The organism is Ruegeria arenilitoris (assembly GCF_013032445.1).
Classification (GTDB): Bacteria; Pseudomonadota; Alphaproteobacteria; order Rhodobacterales; family Rhodobacteraceae; genus Ruegeria; species Ruegeria arenilitoris_F.
Window position 1 is genome coordinate 123,583 of sequence record NZ_WQCA01000005.1, and the last position, 21,223, is coordinate 144,805.

At 58.1% G+C, this 21,223-nt stretch carries 21 protein-coding genes and 1 pseudogene; 10 read left to right on the plus strand and 12 right to left on the minus strand.

Annotated features, from left to right (window positions below; translation table 11 throughout):
• The first annotated feature begins 46 nt into the window (after nucleotides 1–46).
• The 6 genes from rpiA to GOW98_RS08525 all read left to right on the plus strand — a co-directional run bounded on the left by rpiA (nucleotide 47) and on the right by GOW98_RS08525 (nucleotide 6,241).
• Nucleotides 47–832 (plus strand): ribose-5-phosphate isomerase RpiA, encoded by a 786-nt coding sequence (gene rpiA / locus GOW98_RS08500; protein ID WP_170330944.1) that lies wholly within the window; start codon nucleotides 47–49, stop codon nucleotides 830–832.
• 141 nt (nucleotides 833–973) lie between these two features.
• On the plus strand, nucleotides 974–2,332 hold the full coding sequence (gene gor, locus GOW98_RS08505; protein ID WP_170330946.1) for a glutathione-disulfide reductase: 1,359 nt from the start codon (nucleotides 974–976) through the stop codon (nucleotides 2,330–2,332).
• A 72-nt stretch (nucleotides 2,333–2,404) separates the two neighbouring features.
• Entirely contained in the window at nucleotides 2,405–3,547 is a 1,143-nt protein-coding gene (hflK, locus tag GOW98_RS08510; RefSeq protein ID WP_170330948.1) for an FtsH protease activity modulator HflK, read from the plus strand.
• Entirely contained in the window at nucleotides 3,547–4,425 is an 879-nt protein-coding gene (gene hflC, locus GOW98_RS08515) for a protease modulator HflC (RefSeq protein ID WP_170330950.1), read from the plus strand. Before hflK ends, hflC begins: the two co-directional genes overlap by 1 nt.
• Complete coding sequence (locus GOW98_RS08520; RefSeq protein WP_170330952.1) at nucleotides 4,425–4,619, plus strand: DUF2065 domain-containing protein; 195 nt, start codon at nucleotides 4,425–4,427, stop codon at nucleotides 4,617–4,619. The genes hflC and GOW98_RS08520 overlap by 1 nt, the downstream gene beginning before the upstream one ends.
• Before the next feature lie 185 nt (nucleotides 4,620–4,804).
• A complete protein-coding gene (locus GOW98_RS08525; RefSeq protein WP_217359490.1) occupies nucleotides 4,805–6,241 on the plus strand; it encodes a DegQ family serine endoprotease in 1,437 nt (478 codons plus the stop codon).
• Nucleotides 6,242–6,452: 211 nt separating this feature from the next.
• Here the strand turns inward: GOW98_RS08525 and GOW98_RS08530 are convergent, their stop codons facing one another.
• The 5 genes from GOW98_RS08530 to GOW98_RS08550 form a co-directional block, all read right to left on the minus strand.
• Nucleotides 6,453–7,121 carry a Crp/Fnr family transcriptional regulator gene (locus GOW98_RS08530; protein WP_170330956.1) on the minus strand — a complete coding sequence of 223 codons (669 nt, stop codon included), beginning with the start codon at nucleotides 7,119–7,121 and terminating at the stop codon, nucleotides 6,453–6,455.
• Between the two features lie 153 nt (nucleotides 7,122–7,274).
• Complete coding sequence (locus GOW98_RS08535; RefSeq protein WP_170330958.1) at nucleotides 7,275–7,880, minus strand: inner membrane-spanning protein YciB; 606 nt, start codon at nucleotides 7,878–7,880, stop codon at nucleotides 7,275–7,277.
• A 16-nt stretch (nucleotides 7,881–7,896) separates the two neighbouring features.
• On the minus strand, nucleotides 7,897–8,799 hold the full coding sequence (locus GOW98_RS08540; RefSeq protein ID WP_170330960.1) for an EamA family transporter: 903 nt from the start codon (nucleotides 8,797–8,799) through the stop codon (nucleotides 7,897–7,899).
• A gap of 85 nt (nucleotides 8,800–8,884) precedes the next feature.
• Entirely contained in the window at nucleotides 8,885–10,048 is a 1,164-nt protein-coding gene (gene ftsY, locus GOW98_RS08545) for a signal recognition particle-docking protein FtsY (RefSeq protein WP_170330963.1), read from the minus strand.
• A 58-nt stretch (nucleotides 10,049–10,106) separates the two neighbouring features.
• Nucleotides 10,107–10,745, minus strand: coding sequence for a lysoplasmalogenase family protein (locus GOW98_RS08550; RefSeq protein WP_170330965.1), 639 nt, complete (start codon nucleotides 10,743–10,745; stop codon nucleotides 10,107–10,109).
• Nucleotides 10,746–10,872: 127 nt separating this feature from the next.
• On the opposite strand from GOW98_RS08550, the gene GOW98_RS08555 reads away from it, so the two are divergent.
• Nucleotides 10,873–11,268 (plus strand): hypothetical protein, encoded by a 396-nt coding sequence (locus GOW98_RS08555; protein WP_170330967.1) that lies wholly within the window; start codon nucleotides 10,873–10,875, stop codon nucleotides 11,266–11,268.
• Between the two features lie 7 nt (nucleotides 11,269–11,275).
• Here GOW98_RS08555 and xseA read toward each other — a convergent pair whose 3' ends face one another.
• Nucleotides 11,276–12,769 carry an exodeoxyribonuclease VII large subunit gene (gene xseA, locus GOW98_RS08560; protein ID WP_170330970.1) on the minus strand — a complete coding sequence of 498 codons (1,494 nt, stop codon included), beginning with the start codon at nucleotides 12,767–12,769 and terminating at the stop codon, nucleotides 11,276–11,278.
• A gap of 75 nt (nucleotides 12,770–12,844) precedes the next feature.
• On the opposite strand from xseA, the gene purD reads away from it, so the two are divergent.
• Nucleotides 12,845–14,107, plus strand: coding sequence for a phosphoribosylamine--glycine ligase (gene purD, locus GOW98_RS08565; protein ID WP_170330972.1), 1,263 nt, complete (start codon nucleotides 12,845–12,847; stop codon nucleotides 14,105–14,107).
• A gap of 94 nt (nucleotides 14,108–14,201) precedes the next feature.
• On the opposite strand, the gene GOW98_RS08570 is transcribed toward purD, so the two are convergent.
• Together GOW98_RS08570 and GOW98_RS08575 are read right to left on the minus strand one after the other, a co-directional pair.
• Nucleotides 14,202–14,948: an FG-GAP repeat domain-containing protein gene (locus GOW98_RS08570; protein ID WP_170330974.1), complete on the minus strand. Its 747-nt coding sequence runs from the start codon at nucleotides 14,946–14,948 to the stop codon at nucleotides 14,202–14,204.
• Nucleotides 14,948–15,271: a 2Fe-2S iron-sulfur cluster-binding protein gene (locus GOW98_RS08575; RefSeq protein WP_170324526.1), complete on the minus strand. Its 324-nt coding sequence runs from the start codon at nucleotides 15,269–15,271 to the stop codon at nucleotides 14,948–14,950. Before GOW98_RS08575 ends, GOW98_RS08570 begins: the two co-directional genes overlap by 1 nt.
• A gap of 127 nt (nucleotides 15,272–15,398) precedes the next feature.
• Between GOW98_RS08575 and GOW98_RS08580 the strand changes: the two genes are divergently transcribed.
• Together GOW98_RS08580 and GOW98_RS08585 are read left to right on the plus strand one after the other, a co-directional pair.
• Complete coding sequence (locus GOW98_RS08580; RefSeq protein WP_170330976.1) at nucleotides 15,399–15,770, plus strand: OB-fold nucleic acid binding domain-containing protein; 372 nt, start codon at nucleotides 15,399–15,401, stop codon at nucleotides 15,768–15,770.
• Nucleotides 15,771–15,854: 84 nt separating this feature from the next.
• Nucleotides 15,855–16,621 (plus strand): annotated as a pseudogene (locus GOW98_RS08585) (transposase); the annotation flags it as partial.
• A 332-nt stretch (nucleotides 16,622–16,953) separates the two neighbouring features.
• Here GOW98_RS08585 and GOW98_RS08590 read toward each other — a convergent pair.
• The 4 genes from GOW98_RS08590 to GOW98_RS08605 form a co-directional block, all read right to left on the minus strand.
• Nucleotides 16,954–17,418, minus strand: coding sequence for a phosphate-starvation-inducible PsiE family protein (locus GOW98_RS08590; protein ID WP_217359471.1), 465 nt, complete (start codon nucleotides 17,416–17,418; stop codon nucleotides 16,954–16,956).
• Between the two features lie 617 nt (nucleotides 17,419–18,035).
• Nucleotides 18,036–18,503 (minus strand): nuclear transport factor 2 family protein, encoded by a 468-nt coding sequence (locus tag GOW98_RS08595; RefSeq protein ID WP_170330978.1) that lies wholly within the window; start codon nucleotides 18,501–18,503, stop codon nucleotides 18,036–18,038.
• 118 nt (nucleotides 18,504–18,621) lie between these two features.
• The gene (locus GOW98_RS08600) at nucleotides 18,622–19,575 is read right to left on the minus strand and encodes an alpha/beta hydrolase (protein ID WP_170330980.1); all 954 of its coding nucleotides are present in this window, start codon (nucleotides 19,573–19,575) and stop codon (nucleotides 18,622–18,624) included.
• A gap of 113 nt (nucleotides 19,576–19,688) precedes the next feature.
• Complete coding sequence (locus GOW98_RS08605; RefSeq protein WP_170330982.1) at nucleotides 19,689–20,576, minus strand: helix-turn-helix domain-containing protein; 888 nt, start codon at nucleotides 20,574–20,576, stop codon at nucleotides 19,689–19,691.
• Nucleotides 20,577–21,223 lie beyond the last annotated feature (647 nt).

The following is a 21,223-nucleotide window of genomic DNA, read 5'->3' on the forward strand; positions in this document are numbered from 1 at the left end:
GGTTGCATTCCGTATAAACCCTGCAGCAATACAGGGAAACGCTGCCATGACCCGAGATATGTCCCCCATCGACAAGGCTAAGTATGTCGCCGCGCGCCGTGCCGCTGATTTGGTTCAGGATGGAATGCGCGTCGGGTTGGGCACCGGATCGACCGCCGCCTGGATGGTGCGTCGCCTGGGTGAGCGGGTGCAGACCGAAGGGCTGCGGGTGAAGGGGGTGCCGACCTCAATCCGAACAGCACAATTGGCCCGCGAAGTCGGGATCGAGGTGGTCTCGCTGGATCAGGCGGGGTGGCTGGATTTGACCATCGACGGCGCGGATGAGTTTGACGGCGAACTGAACTTGATCAAGGGCGGTGGCGGCGCGCATCTGCAGGAAAAGATCGTGGCCACGGCCAGCGACCAGATGGTGGTGATAGCCGATGCCGGTAAAGAGGTCGAAACGCTGGGTGCTTTCCCTCTGCCGGTCGAAGTGATCCCTTTTGGCTGGCAGACCACGCGGACCCTGATCGAAGAGACGCTGGACACGATGGATGTTCTGGGCAACTCGGCAATGCTCAGGATGCATGGCGAAGCGCCTTTTGTAACCGACGAGGGCAACCACATTCTGGACCTGCATCTGCAGCGCATCGGGAATGCGCGACAGCTGGCCTTGGTGCTTAATCAGGTGCCGGGTGTGGTCGAAAACGGGCTGTTCATCGACATCTGTGACAAAGTTGTGATTGGTCACGGCGATGGCCGGGTTGAACTGCGCGACATCAACGCGGGCACAACCGAACTGGACCAACTGGTTGAGGGTGGAGACAACCTGTTCTCGGACTTGGCGGATTGAGACCGGCGCGAGAGCAGAAGTGGGAAACAGACTTGCAGGCAGTGCTTTAGGTGAAGTTTACACACCGCCAAGGGTTGGCAGCGCGTCTTTAGACCCCAGATAATCATCGAATTTTGGCCTGACGAAGTAAAGGAACTCAGGATGAGCTTTGACTATGATCTGTTCGTCATCGGAGGCGGCTCTGGCGGGGTCCGTGCAGCACGTGTGGCGGCTGGTGAAAACGGCGCCAAAGTGGCGTTGGCCGAAGAGGACCGCTATGGCGGGACCTGTGTTATCCGGGGGTGTGTGCCGAAAAAGCTGATGGTGTTTGCCAGCGAATTCTCGGGCATGGTCGGGGATGCGCAGGCCTATGGATGGGATATCCAGTCCGGTGCGTTGGATTGGAAAACGTTCCACGGCAAGCTGGTAACGGAACTGGACCGGCTGGAAGGCATCTATCGCAACATCCTCAAGAACAACGGTGTCGAGAGTTTTGATCAACGTGCGCAGATTGTAGACGCGCATACCGTCGAACTGGCCGATGGCACCCGCAAGACGGCCAAACATATCTTGATCGCCACTGGTGGCCGTCCGGTTGTGCCCGAATTTCCGGGCTCGGAACTGGCCATCACCTCAAACGAGATTTTCCATCTGGAGAAGCTGCCGGAAAGCATCCTGATCGTGGGCGGTGGTTACATCGCCAGCGAGTTCGCCGGGATCATGAACGGGATGGGCGTGAAAACCACTCAGTTCTATCGCGGCGCGCAAATCCTGCGCGGGTTCGATGAAGAAGCGCGCGGGCTGATCAGCGAAGAGATGTGCCAGAACGGCATCGACCTGCATCTTGGCACAAATGTGCTCGAGATGAAAAAGCAGGGCGACAAGATTTGGGTCAAAGCCACCAATGGAACCGAACAGGTTTTTGACGTGGTCATGTATGCCACCGGGCGCGCGCCGAACGCCGACAAACTGGGCCTTGAGGCCGTAGGTGTCGAACGTGGTCGCAAGGGTGAGATCGTGGTGGACGAATACAGCCAGACCGGCGTGCCCTCGATCTATGCCATCGGGGATGTGACCGACCGAGTGAATCTGACCCCGGTTGCGATCCGCGAAGGTATGGCGTTCGTTGAGACGGTGTTCAAAGGCAACCCGACGCCTGTGGATCATGAGCTGATCCCGACCGCGATCTTCACGCAGCCGGAATTCGGCACCGTGGGTCTCAGCGAGGAAGACGCCGCGGCACAAGAGCCGATTGAGGTTTACGCAACTTCATTCAAGCCGATGCAGAAGGCCTTCGCTGGCGGCACGCAGCGCGTATTGATGAAGCTGATTGTCAGTCAGGCAACCCGAAAGGTGCTGGGCTGTCACATTGTCGCTCCGGGCGCGGGTGAGATGATCCAGCTAGCCGGAATTGCGGTCAAGATGGGCGCAACCAAGGAAGATTTCGACCGTACGGTTGCAGTTCACCCGGTCATGGCGGAAGAGCTGGTGACAATGCGGCAACCTGTTCGCACTGCTTGATTTGCAACTGCGCGCACACAAGTTACAAGGGAACCCGTGATCACACGGTCCAACACAAGGGAATAGATACATATGGCGGGCAACAGCGGTGGCCCCTGGGGGGGCGGAGGCTCTTCTGGAGGCGGAGGAAATCGGGGTAACAACGGGGACGGGCGCAAGCCCCCCGAAGGCGACGGCCCGCAGATCCCCGAAATCGATGAGCTGATGAAAAAAGGCCAGGAACAGCTGCGCGTTCTGATGGGCGGTCGTGGCGGTTCAGGCCGTGGTGGCGGTCAGGGTGCAGGTGGGGGTGGTCCCATCTTTACCAAAGGAACCATCTTGATCGGTGTCGTTGTTGCAGCTGTGCTTTGGGGCGCGGCCAGCTTCTATACCGTCAAGCCCGAAGAACAGTCGGTTGAGCTGTTCCTGGGTGAGTTCTCGGCCGTCGGCAATCCGGGTCTGAACTTTGCGCCGTGGCCTTTCGTGACCGCTGAGGTCATTCCGGTGACCCGCGAACAAACCGAGGATATGGGCGGCGCACGCGGTAGTGATGATGGCCTGATGCTGACCGGCGACGAAAACGTTGTCGACATCGACTATCAGGTCGTTTGGAACATCAATGATCCGGCCAAGTTCTTGTTCAACCTGCGAGATCCGCGCCAGACGATCCGCGCCGTTTCGGAATCGGCGATGCGTGAGATCATCGCGCAAAGCGAACTGGCCCCGATCCTGAACCGGGATCGTGGGATCATCGCTGAGCGTCTGCAAGAGCTGATCCAGTCGACAATGGACAGCTACGATTCGGGCATCAATATAGTTCGCGTTAACTTCGACAAGGCGGACCCGCCGCAGGACGTGATCGCCGCATTCCGCGACGTTCAGGCCGCTGCGCAGGAACGGGATCGTCTGCAAAACGTGGCGGACGCCTATGCCAACCGCGTGCTCGCGGAAGCGCGTGGTGAAGCCGCACAGGTTCTGGAAGAGGCCGAAGCCTACCGCGCTCAGCAGATCAACAGCGCTCAGGGTGAAGCCAGCCGTTTTAGCGCGGTTCTTGAAGAATACTCCAAAGCGCCAGATGTGACCCGTAAACGCCTCTATCTGGAACGGATGGAGCAGGTTCTGGGTGACGTGGATAAGATTATTCTGGACGAAAACTCGACCGGTCAGGGGCAGGGTGTTGTGCCCTATCTGCCGCTGAACGAGCTGCGTCGCAATCAGGCCGAGGGGAACAACTGATGCGTAAATCACCCATTCTTCTCATTGTCGTTGTGATCCTTGGCGTTGTCGGCCTGTCTTCGATCTTTATTGTGGACGAGCGTGAACGTGCGTTGGTTCTGCAATTTGGCCGCGTGGTTGCCGTGAAAGAAGATCCCGGTCTGGCGTTCAAGATCCCGCTGATTCAGGAAGTTGTTCGCTATGATGACCGCATCCTGTCGATCGACGTTCAACCGCTGGAGGTGACGCCTTTGGATGACCGTCGTCTGGTGGTCGACGCCTTCGCGCGCTATCGGATTTCGGATCTGAACAGGTTCCGTCAGGCGGTTGGTGTCGGTGGCATTCCGGTGGCAGAAGATCGTCTGGACCGCATCCTGCGTGCCGAAACCCGCGAAGTACTGGGTTCGGTGTCGTCGCGTGATATCCTCAGCTCGGACCGTGCCGCGCTTATGCTGCGCATCCGTAACAGCGCAATTGCCGAAGCGCAGGCGCTGGGAGTCAACGTGATCGACGTGCGTTTGAAAGCCACCGATCTGCCGCAAGCGAACCTCGAAGCGACCTTCGATAGGATGAAGGCCGAACGTGAACGTGAAGCGACCGACGAGCGCGCCCGTGGTAACGAGGCCGCGCAACGTGTGCGCGCACAAGCTGACCGGACCGTAGTTGAGCTAGTCTCGGATGCGAACCGTGAAGCCGAGATCATTCGCGGTGAGGCGGACGCCGAACGCAACGCGATCTTCGCCGAAGCCTATGGCGCAGACCCGGAGTTCTTTGAATTTTATCGCTCGCTCAGCGCGTATGAAAACGCTTTGCAGGGCGGAAACAGCTCAATGGTGCTGAGCCCGGATTCCGAGTTCTTCAATTACCTGAAGTCGCCCACCGGGCAGGCGGGGCGGTAATGGGAATGATCCTTCTGGCCTTTGGGCTGGTACTGATTGTCGAGGGGCTGGCGTACGCGCTGGCCCCTTCGCTTATTGAACGTATGCTTGAGGCGCTGCGGTCGCTGCCGGAACAGGCTCGGCGATTGGCAGGTCTGCTTTGTGTCGTCAGTGGTCTGGTGCTGCTGTGGGGAGCTTATCAGGTCGGGTTTTAATACAGTGATCTCACTTGCCGGTGATTTCCCCGCGATCCCGAGTTGCGGGCTTGGACAAACTGACTACATTGGTTGCTAAGAAAGGTTGCCGAGGGGCGGCCACAGAAGAATTGTCGACAAGGAGTTCCCAAGTGCAGGCACAAGCACGAAGTATTTCCGTCCAGCGGGACGATAGTGTTGGTTTCATGCGGCTGATGTGGCTGGCTTTTGCGGGGATGTTGCTTGTTCTAGCCCAGACCGTCTCCGCGCAGGCGCGGGGCGAAAGCCTGGCACCGTTGGCCGAAAAGATCAGCCCGGCGGTGGTCAACATCACCACCACAACCCTGATCGAGGGGCAGACCGGTCCTCAGGGGATCGTGCCCGAGGGCTCACCGTTCGAGGATTTCTTCCGTGAGTTTCAGGATCGCAACGGTGATGACGGGAACCGCCCGCGCCGCAGCAATGCTCTGGGATCGGGGTTCGTGATTTCCGAGGACGGTTATATCGTCACCAACAATCACGTTATTGCCGAAGCCGATGAAATTCTCGTGGAATTCTTCCCCGGCGACGGGCAGCCTAAGAAGGAGCTGCCTGCCAAGGTGATTGGTACGGATGAGAAAACCGATATCGCGCTTCTCAAGGTCGAGGCGACGGGGCCGTTGAAATATGTGCAGTTCGGCGACAGCGATATTGCGCGTGTAGGCGACTGGGTAATCGCAATGGGCAACCCGCTGGGGCAGGGATTCTCGGTTTCGGCTGGTATCGTTTCAGCCCGAAACAGGGCGCTAAGTGGCTCTTATGACGACTACATTCAAACTGATGCTGCGATTAACCGAGGCAACTCGGGCGGTCCTTTGTTCAACATGAATGGCGAAGTAATCGGTGTAAACACCGCGATCCTGTCACCCAATGGCGGCTCGATCGGGATTGGTTTCTCGATGGCGTCCAATGTGGTGGTCAAAGTCGTCGATCAGTTGCGCGAATTTGGTGAAACCCGTCGCGGTTGGCTGGGTGTACGCATTCAGGACGTAACCGAGGACATGGCTGAGGCGATGGGGCTGGACAAGCCCGGCGGCGCGCTGATCAGTGATGTGCCGGAAGGCCCAGCCAAAGAGGCAGGGCTGCTGGCCGGTGACGTGATCCTCAGCTTTGACGGTGTCGAAGTAGCAGATACCCGCGGTCTGGTGCGTCAGGTTGGCGAAACCACCGTTGGCAAATCGGTTCGCGTGGTTGTCCATCGCGACGGCGGCACTCAGACCGTTCTGGTGACGTTGGGCCGCCGCGAGGACGCTGAGCGCGCCGAGGACGGCGAAGAGGAAACGCCGGATGCTCCTGCCGAGGAAAACGCAGATATTTTGGGCCTGACCATTTCACCGCTGACCGACAAGTTGCGTGAGGAAATGGGGCTGGATGCGGATGCGGAAGGTCTGGTCGTGACCGAAGTGGACGAGGCATCCGAGGCCTTTTCGAAGGGCTTGCGCGCCGGTGATCTGATCACTGAGGCCGGTCAGCAGAAGGTCAGTTCGATCGAAGACCTCGAGTCGCGCATGGATGAAGCGCGCGAGGCAGGGCGCAAATCGCTGCTGCTGCTGGTGCGCCGTGGCGGCGAACCCCGCTTTGTGGCGTTGAGCCTGGGCGAATAACCCACAGCCTGAAACAACCCAAAAGGCCGGAGCAGATGCTCCGGCCTTTTTTGTGCTGGGAGGTAGTGAGCCACGTACCGGGGAGGTACGTGGCTCTTGTACAGGGAGAGGTCAGTGGACAGATATCGGGGATGATTCTCTGACCTCCTACGGTAACACTTACGACGATAGGCTTAACTCCGCCCAAGGTCTGTGAAGCAGGTCACAGGGGTCAGATCAGGTCGGAATCGGCCAATTCCCGCAACGCTTCGAAATCCTGAATCATCAGTCCGCCGCGCGACGCCTCAACCACGTTATCGCGCTTCCAGGTGGAAATGGTCTTGGATACTGCTTCCCGCGTGGCGCCAACGAATTCGGCCAGTTCGCTTTGTGACAGCGTAATCTTTGTCGATGGGTCGTCCTGCATCTCTGAAAGATGTAGCAGTTTACGAGCCAGACGAATTGGCATCGGCAGAAAAACCTGTTCATTCAGTTGCGATCCCATCCAGCGCATACGCAGGCCAGCCAGGCGGATCAAGTCTACGGCCAGATCAGGATGCTGGCGGATTTGAGCCATCACATCGCCCTGCCTGACACGCAAAACGCGGGACGGTTCGGCCGCTGCAATTGTCGCGGTACGGGGGCCACTGTCGAACAGAGCAATCTCGCCAAAAATTTCTCCGGGTCTCATCAGGGTCAGAGACAACTTACGACCGCTCATGGCCAGAAAAGACACCTCAAGCGTGCCTTCAAGGAGGGCAAAGAGGGCGTCGCCTTCGTCGCCCTGTTCGAACAGAACGTCCCCGCGATCCAGTGAAATCTCGGTTGCCTGTGCAGAAAGCATGGCTTTCAGTCTGTCTGATGCATCGGACAGAAAGCCGCTGTCAGGGAAAGCCGTCATGAGTTTCGGGTGCTCCGGCTGTGAGTGGTGACACAACTTTCCACAGCTTTAGCGTTTAGCCAAGGATTTTGTCTGCATTTCCCGGTAATTCGGTAGCAGAAAGGTACCGAGCATCACAATCGCATGAGGCGAGTGGGTTTGTTTCCGGCTCGGCTATTGGTGGTCAGGGTCATCCATGTAGCTTTGCAACAGATTGAACTGCAGCATTAGAAACACCATCAGTGCAATGGGGAAGCCAAAAGTTTCGATCTTGACCCAGAGGTCGGTCGACATTGTGCGCCAGACGAATTCGTTGGCCACAGCCAGAACTGCAAAACAACCGCAAAGGCGCCGGGTCAGGATCATCCACCCCTCGTGGCGCATTGGCAGCATCTCGTCCAATACATAGGCAAGGTAGGACTTGCCCTGCAGCAGGCCGATGCCCAGCATGATCGAAAAGAAGCCGTAAACCAGCGTCGTCTTCATCTTGAAGAACCGCTCGTCATTGAACCAAGCGGTCAGGCCGCCAAAGAAAATGACCATGAAGGCGGTGAAAATCTGTATCCGGCTGAGCTTGCCCGTCAGATACCAGAGGATGCCCATAGCGCCCAGCATCAGCGGCACAAAGAGGATGGTGGCGACGATGAAGCCGGAATATTCGATGCCGCCGATCAGGAAGCTGTCGTCACGCAGGCGCAGGTAGATGAAAAAGAAGGCCAGCGGAGGGCCAAGTTCCAGCACCTGTTTCAGAAACGGGTTGATCTCTTTTTTGCCTGTCATAACGATTTCCTGCTGCTTACCCGCCCATTTCAACTATTACGGCGCCGAGTGCAATCAATGCCATCAGCCCGATCCGTCTTGGCCCCACGGTTTCTTTAAGAACAAGCCAGCCGATGAGGGCTGCAAATACGGTGGAGGTTTCCCGAAGGACGGCAGCTTCGCCCACTTTGTCGAGCCTTGTGGCCAGCATGATGGCTCCGAACGATAAGGGGGCGATGATACCGCCTGCCAGCCCGCGCAACATCAGCGGGCCGATGGTCGGGCGGTTGATCATGGCGCGCCACCGTAGGAAGGCGTAGATCGGCATCGCCGCGCCGTCGATCATGAAGAACCAAGCCAGAAAGGTGAACGGGTCGGCAGTGGCGCGGATGCCATAGGCGTCATAGGTGGTGTAAAGCGCCACGAATAGGCCGGTGGCCACTGCGAGAACCAGAGCAATGCCCAGCGTTTCGCGGTTGGTTTCGAGAAAGCGGAGATTGTAGAGCGCGAGTCCGAAAATACCGGCCAGCAAGACCGCCACGCCAAACCATTGGGTGCCAGTAAAGGTTTCTCCGAACAGTAGATAGGCGCCGATGACGGTGAAAAGCGGGCCGGTGCCTCGGACCACCGGGTAGACGACCGTATAAGAGCCCTTGGTATAAGCCATCGCCTGCAGGGTTTTATAGGCAATGTGGATTACCCATACGGTCGCAAAAATTGGCCACATATTGGGTTCGGGCCAGGGGACGACGAAAAACGCGAAGGGTGCGGCCAGCAGGCAATAGCTGGCGTCGATGGCGCCGCGCGACATCCATGGATCGTGGCGGCCCTTTTGCAGGGCACCGAAGACCGCGTGCAGGAAGGCCGCCATCAGGGCCAGCCCCAGCGCGAGTTGGTGGCCTGCTTCGGTGCCTTCAAGGGAGATCAACCAGTCGCTCAAGTGTCAGATCTTTGTGATGGGTGGAGAGGTTGGGGTTTTTTCGCCCCAAGCCCCCCAAGATACTATAGCCAGATGAAGGTGCGGATCAGCTTTGGGCCAAACCGGTAAGGGCGGCGGCAAACTCTTCGGGGTCGAAGGGGGCGAGGTCGTCGATTTGTTCTCCGACGCCGATGGCGTGGATGGGGAGGCCGAACTTGTCTGCCAGCGCCACCAGCACGCCACCCTTGGCGGTGCCATCGAGTTTGGTCATCACGAGGCCCGAGACATCGGCCAGTTTGCGGAAAGTCTCCACCTGGCTCAACGCGTTCTGACCGGTCGTCGCATCCAGGACCAAAAGAGTGTTGTGCGGCGCCGTTTCGTCCACCTTTCGGATGACGCGAACGATTTTGGCTAGTTCTTCCATAAGGTCAGCGCGGTTTTGCAGGCGGCCTGCGGTGTCGATCATCAGAAGGTCGGCACCGTCCTCTTGCGCCTTGGTCAGGGCATCGAAGGCGAGGCTGGCGGGGTCCGAGCCCTCAGGCGCGGTCAGGACGGGTACACCGGCGCGTTCGCCCCAAACCTGCAATTGTTCAACGGCGGCGGCGCGGAAGGTGTCTCCGGCGGCGATCACGACCTGTTTGCCCGCCGATTTGAACTGGCTAGCCAGCTTGCCGATTGTCGTTGTCTTGCCCGATCCGTTGACGCCGACGACCAGCACCACTTGCGGGCGTTTGGGGTAGATGGGCAGGGGTTTGGCCACCGGCTCCATCACGCGAGCGACTTCCTGTGCCAGAAGTTGCTTGATTTCCTGGGTCGAGAGTTTGCGGCCATAGCGCCCCTCGGCCATGTTGGCGGTGACGCGCAGGGCGGTATCGACGCCCATGTCCGAGGCGATCAGCAACTCTTCGAGTTGCTCCAGCATGTCGTCGTCCAAGGTACGGCGCACAGCGGTTTTGGCTTCGCTGCGGCCGAATAGACGACCTAGCAGGCCCTTGGAAGGTGCGGCCTCGGGCGGGGGCGGCGCAGGGGTTGGATCAACGGGCGCAGGCTCAGGCACCTCGACCGGCTGCGGTGCTGGCGCGGGCTCCGGTGCCTCAGGGGCTGGCTCGGGAACTTCCGGCACGGGCTCGGGCCGCGGTTCGGGGTCTGGGATGATCGGATCCGGTGCGGTCGTTTCCTCTCCGCCATCCTCAACAATAGCCTCAAGCCCCTGTTCGAGGCGGGACGAGGATTTGAACAGCTTGTCCTTGAGCTTTGAGAAAAACGCCATTTTTAGTCTCCGCAGGTGTTCCCTTCACCTAATGCGGATTTGCGGCAGTTGCAAAGGGTCAGAGAAACGCGACCAGCAAACCGGCCTGCGCCCCCCAATAGAGCGGCCAGACCAGATACGGCGTGATCTTCAGGGCCGGGTGGTCTGCGGGCAGCAGGAACTTTTCGGTTGCAAGGATTAGGTCAGACGCGATGAAGGCCAGTGCAGCGGGCAGCGCCCACCGTAGGGCACTTGTTTCGGGCAATGAGAGAACGGCAATGCCCATCCCCAAAATGATCGGGATGTAGCCCAACACCGGGCCCTTGAGGTCTCCGGCGCGCGGGGCGAGCAGGGTGGCTGCTACGATCCCAAGGATAATGAGTGACCAGAAATAGCCAGGCCTGTCGAAAATCATCGCTGGATCGCTGGCGGGATGGGTCAGGAATAAGGCGATATAAGTCAGATGTCCGGCAGCAAAGGCTGCGATGCCTGCCATGAACGTGCTATCCGTTTCACGCGACAACAACGCATCGCCAAGGGCACATAGGGCCAGCGCAAGAACCAGTAGATGCGGTGCGGCCTGCAAGAAGGCGATTGCGGCCAGCAAAGCGACGGATGCGGTTTTCAGCAGTGACCGCAAGGTGTTGACGGGGCGTGGCGACAGAGGCAGATAGGCCAGCGCACAGATACCTGCAAGCCAGAACAAAGCGGTTGTCATGATTGCCTCCCTGTTTTTTAACAACATGTTACGGGTTGTTGCTTAACCTCAACGGGTAACGTGGAGGCAGGCACGGCAGAGGAAATGGTGATTGGCGCCAAACAATCGCATCTGCCAGAATGTAGCTATGATCAGATGCCTTGCGATTCTTCTCTTGTTACCCGCCTTTTCCGCGTCGGCCCAGACAGCGTTGTCGGGGGCAGACTTCGATGACTACACGCGCGGAAAAACTCTGTTCTATGGGTTTCAGGGTCAGGTTTACGGGGTTGAGCGATACCTGCCCAATCGCCGCGTAATCTGGTCGTTTCTGGATGGCGACTGCAAGGAAGGTGTCTGGTATGAACAGGACGAACAGATCTGTTTTATCTACGAAGACCGTCTGGACCCGCAATGTTGGTTGTTCACTCGCTCAGGGACTGGCCTGATCGCGCAGTTCGAAGGCGATCCGGAGCAGACAGAACTCTATGAGGCTGATGATATCGACGAAGAGATGATCTGCTATGGGCCTGACGTTGGGGTGTAGGGAGCATTCAGAAGAGTGAGCCCTGATCCGGCGCGTCCTTTTTCGAGGTTTTCTTGGGGGCTGGTCGCGGGCCAGCGGGTTGGCCGGTGGTCAGCACGCCATCAGCGAACTCGATCTGGAGTGAACTGTGTTTTTCAGCCTGCTTTTTCGTCGTCAGTACCTGATCATCCGAACGCACCACCGCATAGCCGCGTTGCAATGTGGCCTTATAGCTGAGCGTTTCGCGCAAGCGGTCCGTGGCGATCAGTTGCTGCTGCATCCGGTCCAGCCGTGTAGTCTGCGCTGTGTTCATCCGATCAGACAGCCGCTTTAAAGTCTGGCGCTGCACCTCAATCTCGCGCTGAATAGGCCGCAGGGACAGGCGTGAGGACAGGTTGTGCACCGCTTCCTGGCGGCTTGATACGAGGTTGCGCAGGGTTGAAGGGCGCAGATGGGCCGACAGTTTCACTACCTGCAGGTGGCGGTTTTGCACGCCGCGCTCCAGTGCCGGGGTTAGGCGGTCTGCAATCAAATCAAGCCGTTGTCGCGGAGTATTCAACAAGCTGTCCGGGCGTGGCAAGGCGCGTGACAGATCGCGCAACCGTTGGGATCGCCGTTGCACCGCATCTGTTGCAGCGCGGGACAAGCGTGCGCCCTGTTCTCCGGTCCAGGCCAGCAACTCCATCCGCACGGGCACGGCCAATTCGGCGGCGGCGGTCGGGGTCGGTGCGCGCTGGTCTGAGACATAATCGATCAGCGTAGTATCCGTCTCGTGCCCCACGGCTGAGATCAGCGGAATGTCCGAGGCTGCCGTCGCACGCGCAACGATCTCTTCATTGAACCCCCAGAGATCTTCGATCGACCCGCCGCCCCGGGCGACGATGATCAGGTCGGGGCGGGGCAGGGCTCCGCCGGGTGTCAGTTGGTTGAACCCGTTGATCGCATTCGCAACCTCGGGGGCGCAGTTTGATCCCTGCACGGCCACCGGCCAGATCAGAACCTTGCGCGGAAAACGGTCGCGCAGTCGGTGCAGAATGTCCCGGATCACCGCACCCGATGGTGACGTTACAACTCCGATGATCTGCGGCAGATAGGGCAACGGCTTTTTACGTTCCGCTGCGAACAGCCCTTCGGCCTCAAGCTGTTTCTTGCGTTTCTCCAGCAAAGCCATCAGCGCACCTTGCCCGGCAACCGCGACCTCATCGACGTTCAGGTTGTATTTCGACTGCGCGCCGAACGCAGTGAGCCGACCGGTGACGACAACCTCAAGCCCTTCCTCGGGTACAACGGACAGGCCCGAGATCTGGCCCTTCCACGTGGTGCAGGCCAGCACGTTCCGGTCGTCCTTGATGTCATAGTACAAATGCCCCGAGCGCGCCTTGAACACGCGCCCAACCTCTCCACGCACACGGATTCGCCCAAAGGTGCCTTCGAGCGTCCGTTTCACCTCGCCCGAGATGTCTGAGACGGTGTATTCAGGGGTATTTTGACCGGGAATGGGGTCGTCTAGCAGGTCGGACATTTCAGCGCCTTGTGTCAAATGCTCGCCCAGCTTAGAACGCCCGCAAGGCGAGGCCAAGCAGATCGGAGAGCAGTCATGAATATCCTCATTCTCGGCAGTGGTGGGCGCGAGCACAGCCTGGCCTGGGCAGTGATGCAGAACCCTAAATGTGACCGTCTGATCGTGGCTCCGGGAAACGCCGGGATTGCGCAGATTGCGGAGTGTGCCGCGCTGGATATCGAAAATGGCGGGGCGGTTGTCAGCTTTGCCGAGGCAAACGCGATTGATTTCGTGATTGTCGGCCCTGAGGCTCCTCTGGCCGCAGGTGTGGCTGATCGTCTGCGTGAGGCGGGCGTGCTGGTGTTCGGCCCTTCGGCAGAGGCGGCGCAGTTGGAGGCCTCGAAAAGCTTTACCAAGGAGATTTGCGACGCGTCGGGTGCTCCGACAGCGGCATACGCGCGGTTCACCGAAGCAGAGCCGGCGAAAGAATATATCCGCGCTCAGGGGGCGCCGATTGTGGTCAAGGCCGACGGTTTGGCGGCGGGCAAAGGCGTGATCGTGGCGATGGACGAGCAAACCGCGTTGGAGGCCATCGATGACATGTTCGGCGGCGCTTTTGGCGGTGCCGGTGCAGAGGTCGTCATTGAAGAGTTCATGGAAGGCGAAGAGGCGTCATTGTTCGTGCTCTGCGACGGTGAGGACATCCTGTCCGTTGGCACCGCGCAGGATCACAAGCGCGTGGGTGAGGGCGATACTGGCCTGAACACTGGCGGCATGGGCGCCTATTCCCCGGCGCCGGTACTGAGCGCAGAGATCGAAGCGCGCGCGATGGACGAGATCATCAAACCCACCGTGGCTGAGATGAAACGGCGCGGGATGCCGTTTCAGGGTGTTCTCTATGCCGGTCTGATGATTAAGGACGGCCAGCCGCGTCTGGTGGAATACAACGTGCGCTTTGGTGATCCGGAATGTCAGGTCCTGATGATGCGCCTTGGCGCGCAGGTGATGGACCTGATGCACGCCGCCGCCGAAGGGCGGCTGGGCGAAGCACAGGTGAACTGGGCCGATGATCACGCCCTGACCGTGGTTATGGCTGCGAACGGGTATCCTGGCGCGTATCAGAAGGGCAGCGTGATCAAAGGGCTGGAGGGTTTGCCCGAAGATAGCGGGAACATGGTGTTTCACGCCGGAACCAAGGCCGCGAACGGGCAAATTTTAGCCTCGGGTGGTCGTGTCCTGAACGTCACCGCACGCGGCGAGACGCTGCAGGAAGCGCGGGATCGGGCTTATGCAATGGTGGGCGGTATCGACTGGCCGGATGGGTTCTACCGCCGCGATATCGGTTGGCGGGCGCTCTGATCAAAATAAGGCTCCCGCGCCCTGACGCTGCATCAAAGATGCAACGCCAAAGGCCTTGGGCCGGGCAGCCCGCTGGTGCGGGCTGCGGTTGGGTCTAATGTGAGCAGTTCAAAATCTGTTTCATTGCTTTGCGGCTGAACGGGGACAAGTGTCTCGTTTTCCAACCTTTATCGTGGCTGACGCTGACGATCTGTTGCCAGTCGGCGCTAACAACGATCATTTCAGGGCCAGAGCCGCATTCTCTGATCCCGCCGGTGATATAGTCTTCACCGATGCGGTGGTTGGTCAGACCGGGCAGAGAGGCGATCTCGGACAGATTGCCATCTTTGTAGCGCCAGATGCGCAGGGTCTTGGCCAGATGTGGCCGGTCGATATAGGCAATTTCCACATAACCGTCGCCGTCCAGATCGTCAGCGCCAATTGGTGCCAGCCAGCGAAAGCGGGTACCTATATGAGGTGTGGCGGCGATTTTCCTCCCGCCACTGTCATAGACAGCAAGTTGAGCGCCAGCCTGTTTGTGGGATTCGACGACGATTACCTCTTGCGTGCCATCCAAATCGATATCTACCAGCCGTGGAGCCAGATCTTCAAACACCTTGTCCGAGGGCAGTCGAATGACGAGCGTGTCGCCTTGGAGCGTCAATTCCAGTGCGCCGTACTCGATGTCATCGCCCAAGACCCCGTGAGCGTAGCGTGTGGTGGGTTCTGTAAAGCGGGCGCTTGTAATTGTTTCGGCTACGGCGGGGGGTATTCCCGCCAGCCATAAACTCAACGCCAGCAGCGCGCCGCGGGCCCGATATCGCCACAGGCGGGCGGGCAGGCGCGGCGCTTTGGAGATCATCAGATTTGTTTTTCGGGCATCTGTACGACCAGACCGTCCAGCTCATCCGTGACCTTTATCTGGCAGGTCAGGCGCGAGCGGGCAGGGTCGGGCTCGTAGGCAAAGTCCAGCATGTCCTCTTCCATGTCGTCCTTGGCCGGAACTTTCTCGACCCAGTCGGGGTGGAGGTAAACATGGCAGGTCGAGCATGCACAGGCGCCGCCGCAATCGGCCTCGATGCCGGGGATGTTGTTGTCACGGGCGCCTTCCATGACGGTCAGCCCGTTGGCGACCTCGACTGTATGTTCGGTACCGCTGTGCTCGACATAGGTGATCTTTGCCATTGCGTGCGTCTTCCTTTTTCGATTGTCGAATTCTTCCTTAGTGAAGGCATTTAGGTCTTTCCAGCCTCATTTGCGACTCATCACGCCGCGTCTGGACTTTCCTGCCGTTTGTTCTATTTTTGTTCTCATGCTTGTTACCTCTGTTCGCCCTGCGGTTTCAAACCGGGACTGGCCACGCCCGCCCGCCTGCTTGCCCTCGAACCAGTTGGACGCCCCGCCCGAGGGCGCACGCATTGCCGTGGCCGGGCTGGTGATCCTGCGGCAGAGGCCGGGAACGGCCAAGGGGGTGATCTTCCTGACGCTCGAGGACGAGACCGGGATCGTGAACGTGGTGGTCTGGCGCAAGATTTACGAACAATTCCGTCGCGCGGTCATCTCGGGTCGGTTGCTGAAGGTGACGGGCCGGATGCAGAGGGCGCATTCGGTGACTCATGTGATCGCGGAAGAGATCGAGGACATCTCGGGGATGCTGGATGTGCTGGTGCGGGGTGAGGGGTAGGACTGCGTTGTCCGGAGGCTGTGCGGAAACTCCCTGCAATTCATGAAATCTGGTATTGTTTTGCGAGGATTGCGGAGACATTCGATGGGGCATTTTATCGAGGGATTTGACAGGCACCGTGCGATGCTGCTTCCCGAATGTATTGAGGAAGACGCTGCCGTCCGAGCGATTGATGCATTTGTCGGTGTACTCAGCTTGGCAGAGCTGGATTTCAAAACTATTACTGCTGCGACTGGCCGCCCCGGGGTTGAAGCTTTGGATTTATCTCGATGGCTATCTGAACCAAGTCCAATCATCTCAATATCTGGAACGGGAACGTGGTCGCAATCCTGAGCTCAACTGGCTGATCGACCGTTCGAAACCTGACTTCAAAACGATTGCTGATTTCGGCAAAGATAACGGCCCTGCGATCCGCGAGGTCTACCAGCAGTTTGTCGCACTGTGCCGCGACATCAAATTGCCGGAAAGAAAACTCGTCGCTATCGACGGCAGCCGATTCAGGGCGATGAATGCGAAGGCGCAGGACTATAGTGGCCGAGCAATTGCGAAGGCTGGGTCATCCAAGACAAAGGTACCAGCAGCAAAGAGCGCGGCATCCGGCGGTGGGGACATGAGGATGTCTCAGAGCGCGCTCAGGAACAGTTGGGCAAGGACCCCATCCAATTCGCGGTGCGCAACATGACCGTCGAACACCCTTACGGCACGATCAAATCATGGATGGGCGCGACCCACTTAAAATGCTCAGGCTGAGGAACGTCGCAACAGAAATGGCGCTCCATGTTCTCGCCTGCAACATGACCCGTATGATAAATCTGATCGGAACGCCTGCTTTGATTGCCGCGATGAAGGCATGGCGATCTCGGAGGCTGAGAAATGGCCGTCGTATCGATCAAATCGACCCGGACAAGCTAAGAAAGCATTCAAGATCATCCCTGAGCCGAAACCGGAGACTGCTGCGCTCAAATTGAAACGCTTGCAAACAAACCAGATTGTGCGCCTTTCCACACAGCCTCCGGAACAAAGCGGCCGTTCCTGGTGATGAGCCTTTGGGCACCTATTGGCAAAATTCGGTTACTTTGTGGGGCAGCCGGACGATAAGCAGGATCGCATGCGTTAAACTGTCTGCAGTTTCGGGTTTGCAAGTGGTCTCACCGGAGTAATGGCGGTGAACCAGCGTCTCGGTTTATGGTTTTCTTTCTATAAGCCAGTACGTTACGCCCAAAGCCAGGCCTATGGCTGCGTATCCAAGAAAGTAGTGCGGCTCCAAACTTTTGTCGTCGAGTGTGATGATTTTTCGAGCTACCGCCATCAAGGCTGTCGCGACCACAAGCTTGATGTGAATGACGTCAGCGGTCAAATATAGAGTTATATTTGTATAAATCTCTATCGCTATAAGAACGACCAATACGGCACTGAAAACCGTGAGAAGGTCACTGACTTCCAAGATGTATACAGGCGGTTCCAGCAACTTCTGATATGTCGTGAAACCGGCGTCTATAATGGCCAGAAGAATGATGCCCAGCATTAGCACTGACAATGCTCTGACACCGTGGCGGATCATGCGGTTACACCATCGAACGACGGCATCTTCGTGATCGGGGTCTAGTTCTACATGTACCGGGATGGGTTTGTCGTCTTCGCCACTCACTGTAATCTCCAATTCCGAACTAGTTCGCCAGCGTGAGACATTTCATCCAGATGCATCGCCCGCTACGGCTTTGACGTAACCCTCTCACAAAACGGATGTATTTTTCTAGACCGATCTGCTGAGCGTTAAAACGACCTGATGGTCTCGAGACGTACCTCGTGTCGCGCCGACTGCAAACGCAAAGAAACCAGCAGGGCACCCGTTTCCATAGAAGACACGTTGTCAACTCTGAAGTGATTCCGTTGAAAAAGTCGTTCGTTTTTGAGTTCGGGCGTCAACTGTGGCGTTGATTTTAGTAGTTCAGTGCAAACTGGCCTCGCCCTTTATCCTATGGCAGGGATCGACAGCTTGAGCTTTGCGAGTTTCCGGAGGTTTTGGGCGCTCCCTGTCGTCACCTAAAAGCGGCTGTAACAGAATTCTGGTCGGATACGTCCAGTTGAAGATCCTCCGTGTCGTATCCGACCTGCTGCACCGTAGCTTTGCCTTTCCCGGTTCGCGCGAACTTACAATGACCTAAAGCCCGGAATCACTGTTCTGCTGACGGGCGATTTCTTTACCGATGCCTCGACTAGTACCGGTCGCAAGAGCAAAACGCATTTCGGTCATTGCAACCCTTTTCACTTTTTCTCTGCGGCGCGTTCTCCGGCCTGTGCGACAAGGGCGCGGTCGCCAGTTTCCCACAGGGGTGTCATGGTCACTGAGGTGACCTTCCAGTCGGCACCGTCTTTCACCAGGTCATAGCTGTAGCGTCCGCCCAGCACCCAGAACTCGTCGTTGATCCGGTGGGTGGCTGTGAAGTCGGCTTCGGCCTTGGCGGCGGTGTTGGCTAGCTCGGTCACCGTGTGGTTGGTCACCATGTGGTGGGTGATCTCGAAACCGGGCAGGAAGGCGGCCCAACTGGCGATCAGTTTGTCAGCGGATTGGGTGACAGGATCGCCCCCCCACAATCCGGTGTAATCGGTGGTGACTGTGTCAGCAAAGGCTGTACGCACGCGGGTCCAATCGTGACGGTCGGCCCCGGCGGCGATGTCGGTGATTGCCTGGCTGATACCTTGGAAAGTGTCAGAGGGGATCATGTCGGCCATGGTGGCTCCTCCGATCAGAGTTGCGGTAGCTAGAGTTGCGAGAAATGTGCATGTCATTTGGGATCATCCGAAAAGAGGGATGCCGGGCAGAAAGGCCCGGCACCCACCGCGGGTTGAGTCAGCCGTCAAGGCCAATGCGGAAGTGGTCAGCCACTGTGTCAGCAGCGCGGGTCACATCCTCGGGGTTGTCGTAGAAGTCGAACTGGGTCACATCTTCCAGGAACTGTACGGTGGCCTCACCGGCAAAGCCTGCCAGGAAGGTTTTCACACCTTGCGGAATGGCGGCGCTTTCAGAGTGCACGATGGCCAGCGGCTTGTCCAAACGCTGCGGATTGTCGGCGGGGTGGTAGATCAACCAACCTTCCCAACCTGCATTGTTCCACTTGTCGTCGTATTCCGGGATCGCACCGCGCTCGGGTTCGTAATAGTAGCCACCGATCGGCATCAGAACGCCGTCTGCCCCTTCAGGACCAGCAGCGGGAATAATCTCGCCCCCCTTGGCTTCAGCGGCGTGCGAGACTTCGATCAAGCCAGCAACGCCGTCTTCGCCGCCATAAACGGCCTCAACAATCTCTTTGTTTTGTAGCCACGGTGCCACCAAACCAAGACGCTGCACCAGCGGATTGCCGGAAACGGCATCCACCATGTAGCCAGCGGAAGCACAGATCCCCAGCCCGTTGATGTGATCTGCATCGACCTCAGGCAGGGTTGCGACAAATTTAATCGCGGCCTTGATATCCGAGGTCTTGGCTTCGGGGCTTTCCACAAAGCGAACCTTGTTGGGCAGATCGCCGGATTTTCCCCAGCCGCGGAAGTCAAATGTGAAGGCGGCAAAGCCACGCTCGGCCATTGCGCGAGCATAGTTCGCAGGCATCTGTTCCTGAACCGAGGTCCAGGCACCGGTGACAATCACAGTTGGCAGCGGTGCGTCGCCGCGTTCTTCCGGCAGGTAAAGCGTGCCCGACAACATGGATCCTTCGTTTTCAAACGTCACAGTGCGGGATTCGACCTGCGCAATGGCGGCGGACGAGGCCAACAGGGCGGCGGCAGTTGTGAGTGCGAGGGTTTTCATTTTCGTATCTCCCTTGGTCAATCAGGTTGGGCTGCGGCCCGATGACCAAAGAGATACGTCTGGCTGGACAAGAATAATTGTACCTGACTGCCGGGTTTTTGAAAGATCCTGCTTCAGGCGGATAATGCCGATCGAAAAGCGCGCGGGGTCTGCCCTACCACCTGCTTGAAGCTGCGCGTGAAATGGGCCTGATCCGCAAAACCACAGGCTAGGGCGATGTTGCCCAAGGGACACTCAGCATCCTCCATCATCTTCATTGCCTGCTCGATCCGATAGGCCAAGACATATTGCATAGGGGTCGAGCCCAGCGTTTCTTTGAAGGCGCGGGCAAAATGCGAGGGGCTCATTCCCGCCTCGGCGGCAAGCTGATCTACGGTTATGGTCTGATCCAGCCGCTTCTGCACATAAGTTAACACACGCTGGTAGTGCCGGGATGTGAAGCGAGAGGAGAGTTCGACATCTTCAGCACGACGTTTTCCGTATTTCTGCAACAGTTTAACCAGGAAAACACGGCTCATGGCCTCGAACATAACCGCCGATGACAGGTCGTCCGTTTCCAGCGCGTCTCGCAGTATGACGCCGGCGGCGCAGAGGTCCAGATCTGAAAACTGCGGCAAATCCTGAAACTGCTGGGGGGCGAGCAGCATACCGAGTTCGGTTTGCGCGAACTGCTTCACCTTGGCAGGGTCCAGAGTTATCACGATCACATCCGATTTCTCATGCCACCGCCAACCAGAACGCGTCCCCGCCGGGGTAACGACGACCTCGTCCTTACAGAAGGTGAAATCCCGCAATACGCCATCCCGCCAGTTCTGAACGCGATGTGCCTTTGTCTGAAGGTTCAAAAGGACGTGATGCTCTTCAAACACCTCCTCTGGCATGCGGTTCGGCTCGGCTTGGAAATACCGCACGGACATCAGCGCGGCCGCCGACGGGCGCACCATCGCATCGCTGTTGAGCAGCGGCTCCGAAGGGTAAATGTCAGCGTATCTGAGAGGCAAAACAGAATTCCCGGTTAGAGAGTGATGAATATCGCGTGTATTGTCAGAGTTACAAAGTGGTCCGGTTTCAGCAAGGGACACCCCAGAGCGGCGCTTCTGTCGCACAATCTGTGTCAGCTTTGGTCGCGACTTAAATTTTTCATCACTCACGTGGCATCCTCCACTTTGGGCTCGAGGGTGCAATCAACGTGCTGTCGACACTGCATTGGTATTGGTTTTCGCTGTTTGATGATGTTGCCCGATTGCAGGCCTTCAACCAGCCACCCGGTCAATATCGAACGCGCAGACGAGTTCAACAACCTTCTGGCTGCCTTTGCCGGAGAAACATAGCAGTCAATGTTCCCATGAGCTTACGTCTGCAGGTGCCGAAAGATCAGCTTTCACTAAGCCCGTTTCTATCGATCCGGAAGGCCGCGTCGACAACATAGGATGCATCGCGGCAAAGGAGTTGCCTGCAGGTGCACGAAAAGACCGCATGAGCAAAAGTTCGGAAAGTTTGCGGGCACGCAAATCACCCCTGCCGCAAACTCGTTGCGAGTTGGTCGAATGCCCGGTTTTGCCGCTACCACACGGCAGAATTTTTGCGCATGCGCAGCGTCTACGGGCTATGACAGGGTTGCGCACGGAACCGATATTGGATCAATGCC

What these genes read in the sequence shown, in the direction of transcription:
- GOW98_RS08525 (WP_217359490.1), top strand. Translation starts at nt 4,805, where the DNA reads ATGCGGCTGATGTGGCTGGCTTTTGCGGGGATGTTGCTTGTTCTAGCC.
- GOW98_RS08580 (WP_170330976.1), top strand. Translation starts at nt 15,399, where the DNA reads ATGCTTGTTACCTCTGTTCGCCCTGCGGTTTCAAACCGGGACTGGCCA.
- GOW98_RS08600 (WP_170330980.1), bottom strand. Translation starts at nt 19,575, where the DNA reads ATGAAAACCCTCGCACTCACAACTGCCGCCGCCCTGTTGGCCTCGTCC.
- hflK (WP_170330948.1), top strand. Translation starts at nt 2,405, where the DNA reads ATGGCGGGCAACAGCGGTGGCCCCTGGGGGGGCGGAGGCTCTTCTGGA.
- GOW98_RS08570 (WP_170330974.1), bottom strand. Translation starts at nt 14,948, where the DNA reads ATGATCTCCAAAGCGCCGCGCCTGCCCGCCCGCCTGTGGCGATATCGG.
- GOW98_RS08535 (WP_170330958.1), bottom strand. Translation starts at nt 7,880, where the DNA reads ATGACAGGCAAAAAAGAGATCAACCCGTTTCTGAAACAGGTGCTGGAA.
- GOW98_RS08530 (WP_170330956.1), bottom strand. Translation starts at nt 7,121, where the DNA reads ATGACGGCTTTCCCTGACAGCGGCTTTCTGTCCGATGCATCAGACAGA.
- ftsY (WP_170330963.1), bottom strand. Translation starts at nt 10,048, where the DNA reads ATGGCGTTTTTCTCAAAGCTCAAGGACAAGCTGTTCAAATCCTCGTCC.
- xseA (WP_170330970.1), bottom strand. Translation starts at nt 12,769, where the DNA reads ATGTCCGACCTGCTAGACGACCCCATTCCCGGTCAAAATACCCCTGAA.
- GOW98_RS08595 (WP_170330978.1), bottom strand. Translation starts at nt 18,503, where the DNA reads ATGGCCGACATGATCCCCTCTGACACTTTCCAAGGTATCAGCCAGGCA.
- hflC (WP_170330950.1), top strand. Translation starts at nt 3,547, where the DNA reads ATGCGTAAATCACCCATTCTTCTCATTGTCGTTGTGATCCTTGGCGTT.
- GOW98_RS08555 (WP_170330967.1), top strand. Translation starts at nt 10,873, where the DNA reads ATGATCAGATGCCTTGCGATTCTTCTCTTGTTACCCGCCTTTTCCGCG.
- gor (WP_170330946.1), top strand. Translation starts at nt 974, where the DNA reads ATGAGCTTTGACTATGATCTGTTCGTCATCGGAGGCGGCTCTGGCGGG.
- purD (WP_170330972.1), top strand. Translation starts at nt 12,845, where the DNA reads ATGAATATCCTCATTCTCGGCAGTGGTGGGCGCGAGCACAGCCTGGCC.
- GOW98_RS08575 (WP_170324526.1), bottom strand. Translation starts at nt 15,271, where the DNA reads ATGGCAAAGATCACCTATGTCGAGCACAGCGGTACCGAACATACAGTC.
- rpiA (WP_170330944.1), top strand. Translation starts at nt 47, where the DNA reads ATGACCCGAGATATGTCCCCCATCGACAAGGCTAAGTATGTCGCCGCG.
- GOW98_RS08520 (WP_170330952.1), top strand. Translation starts at nt 4,425, where the DNA reads ATGGGAATGATCCTTCTGGCCTTTGGGCTGGTACTGATTGTCGAGGGG.
- GOW98_RS08550 (WP_170330965.1), bottom strand. Translation starts at nt 10,745, where the DNA reads ATGACAACCGCTTTGTTCTGGCTTGCAGGTATCTGTGCGCTGGCCTAT.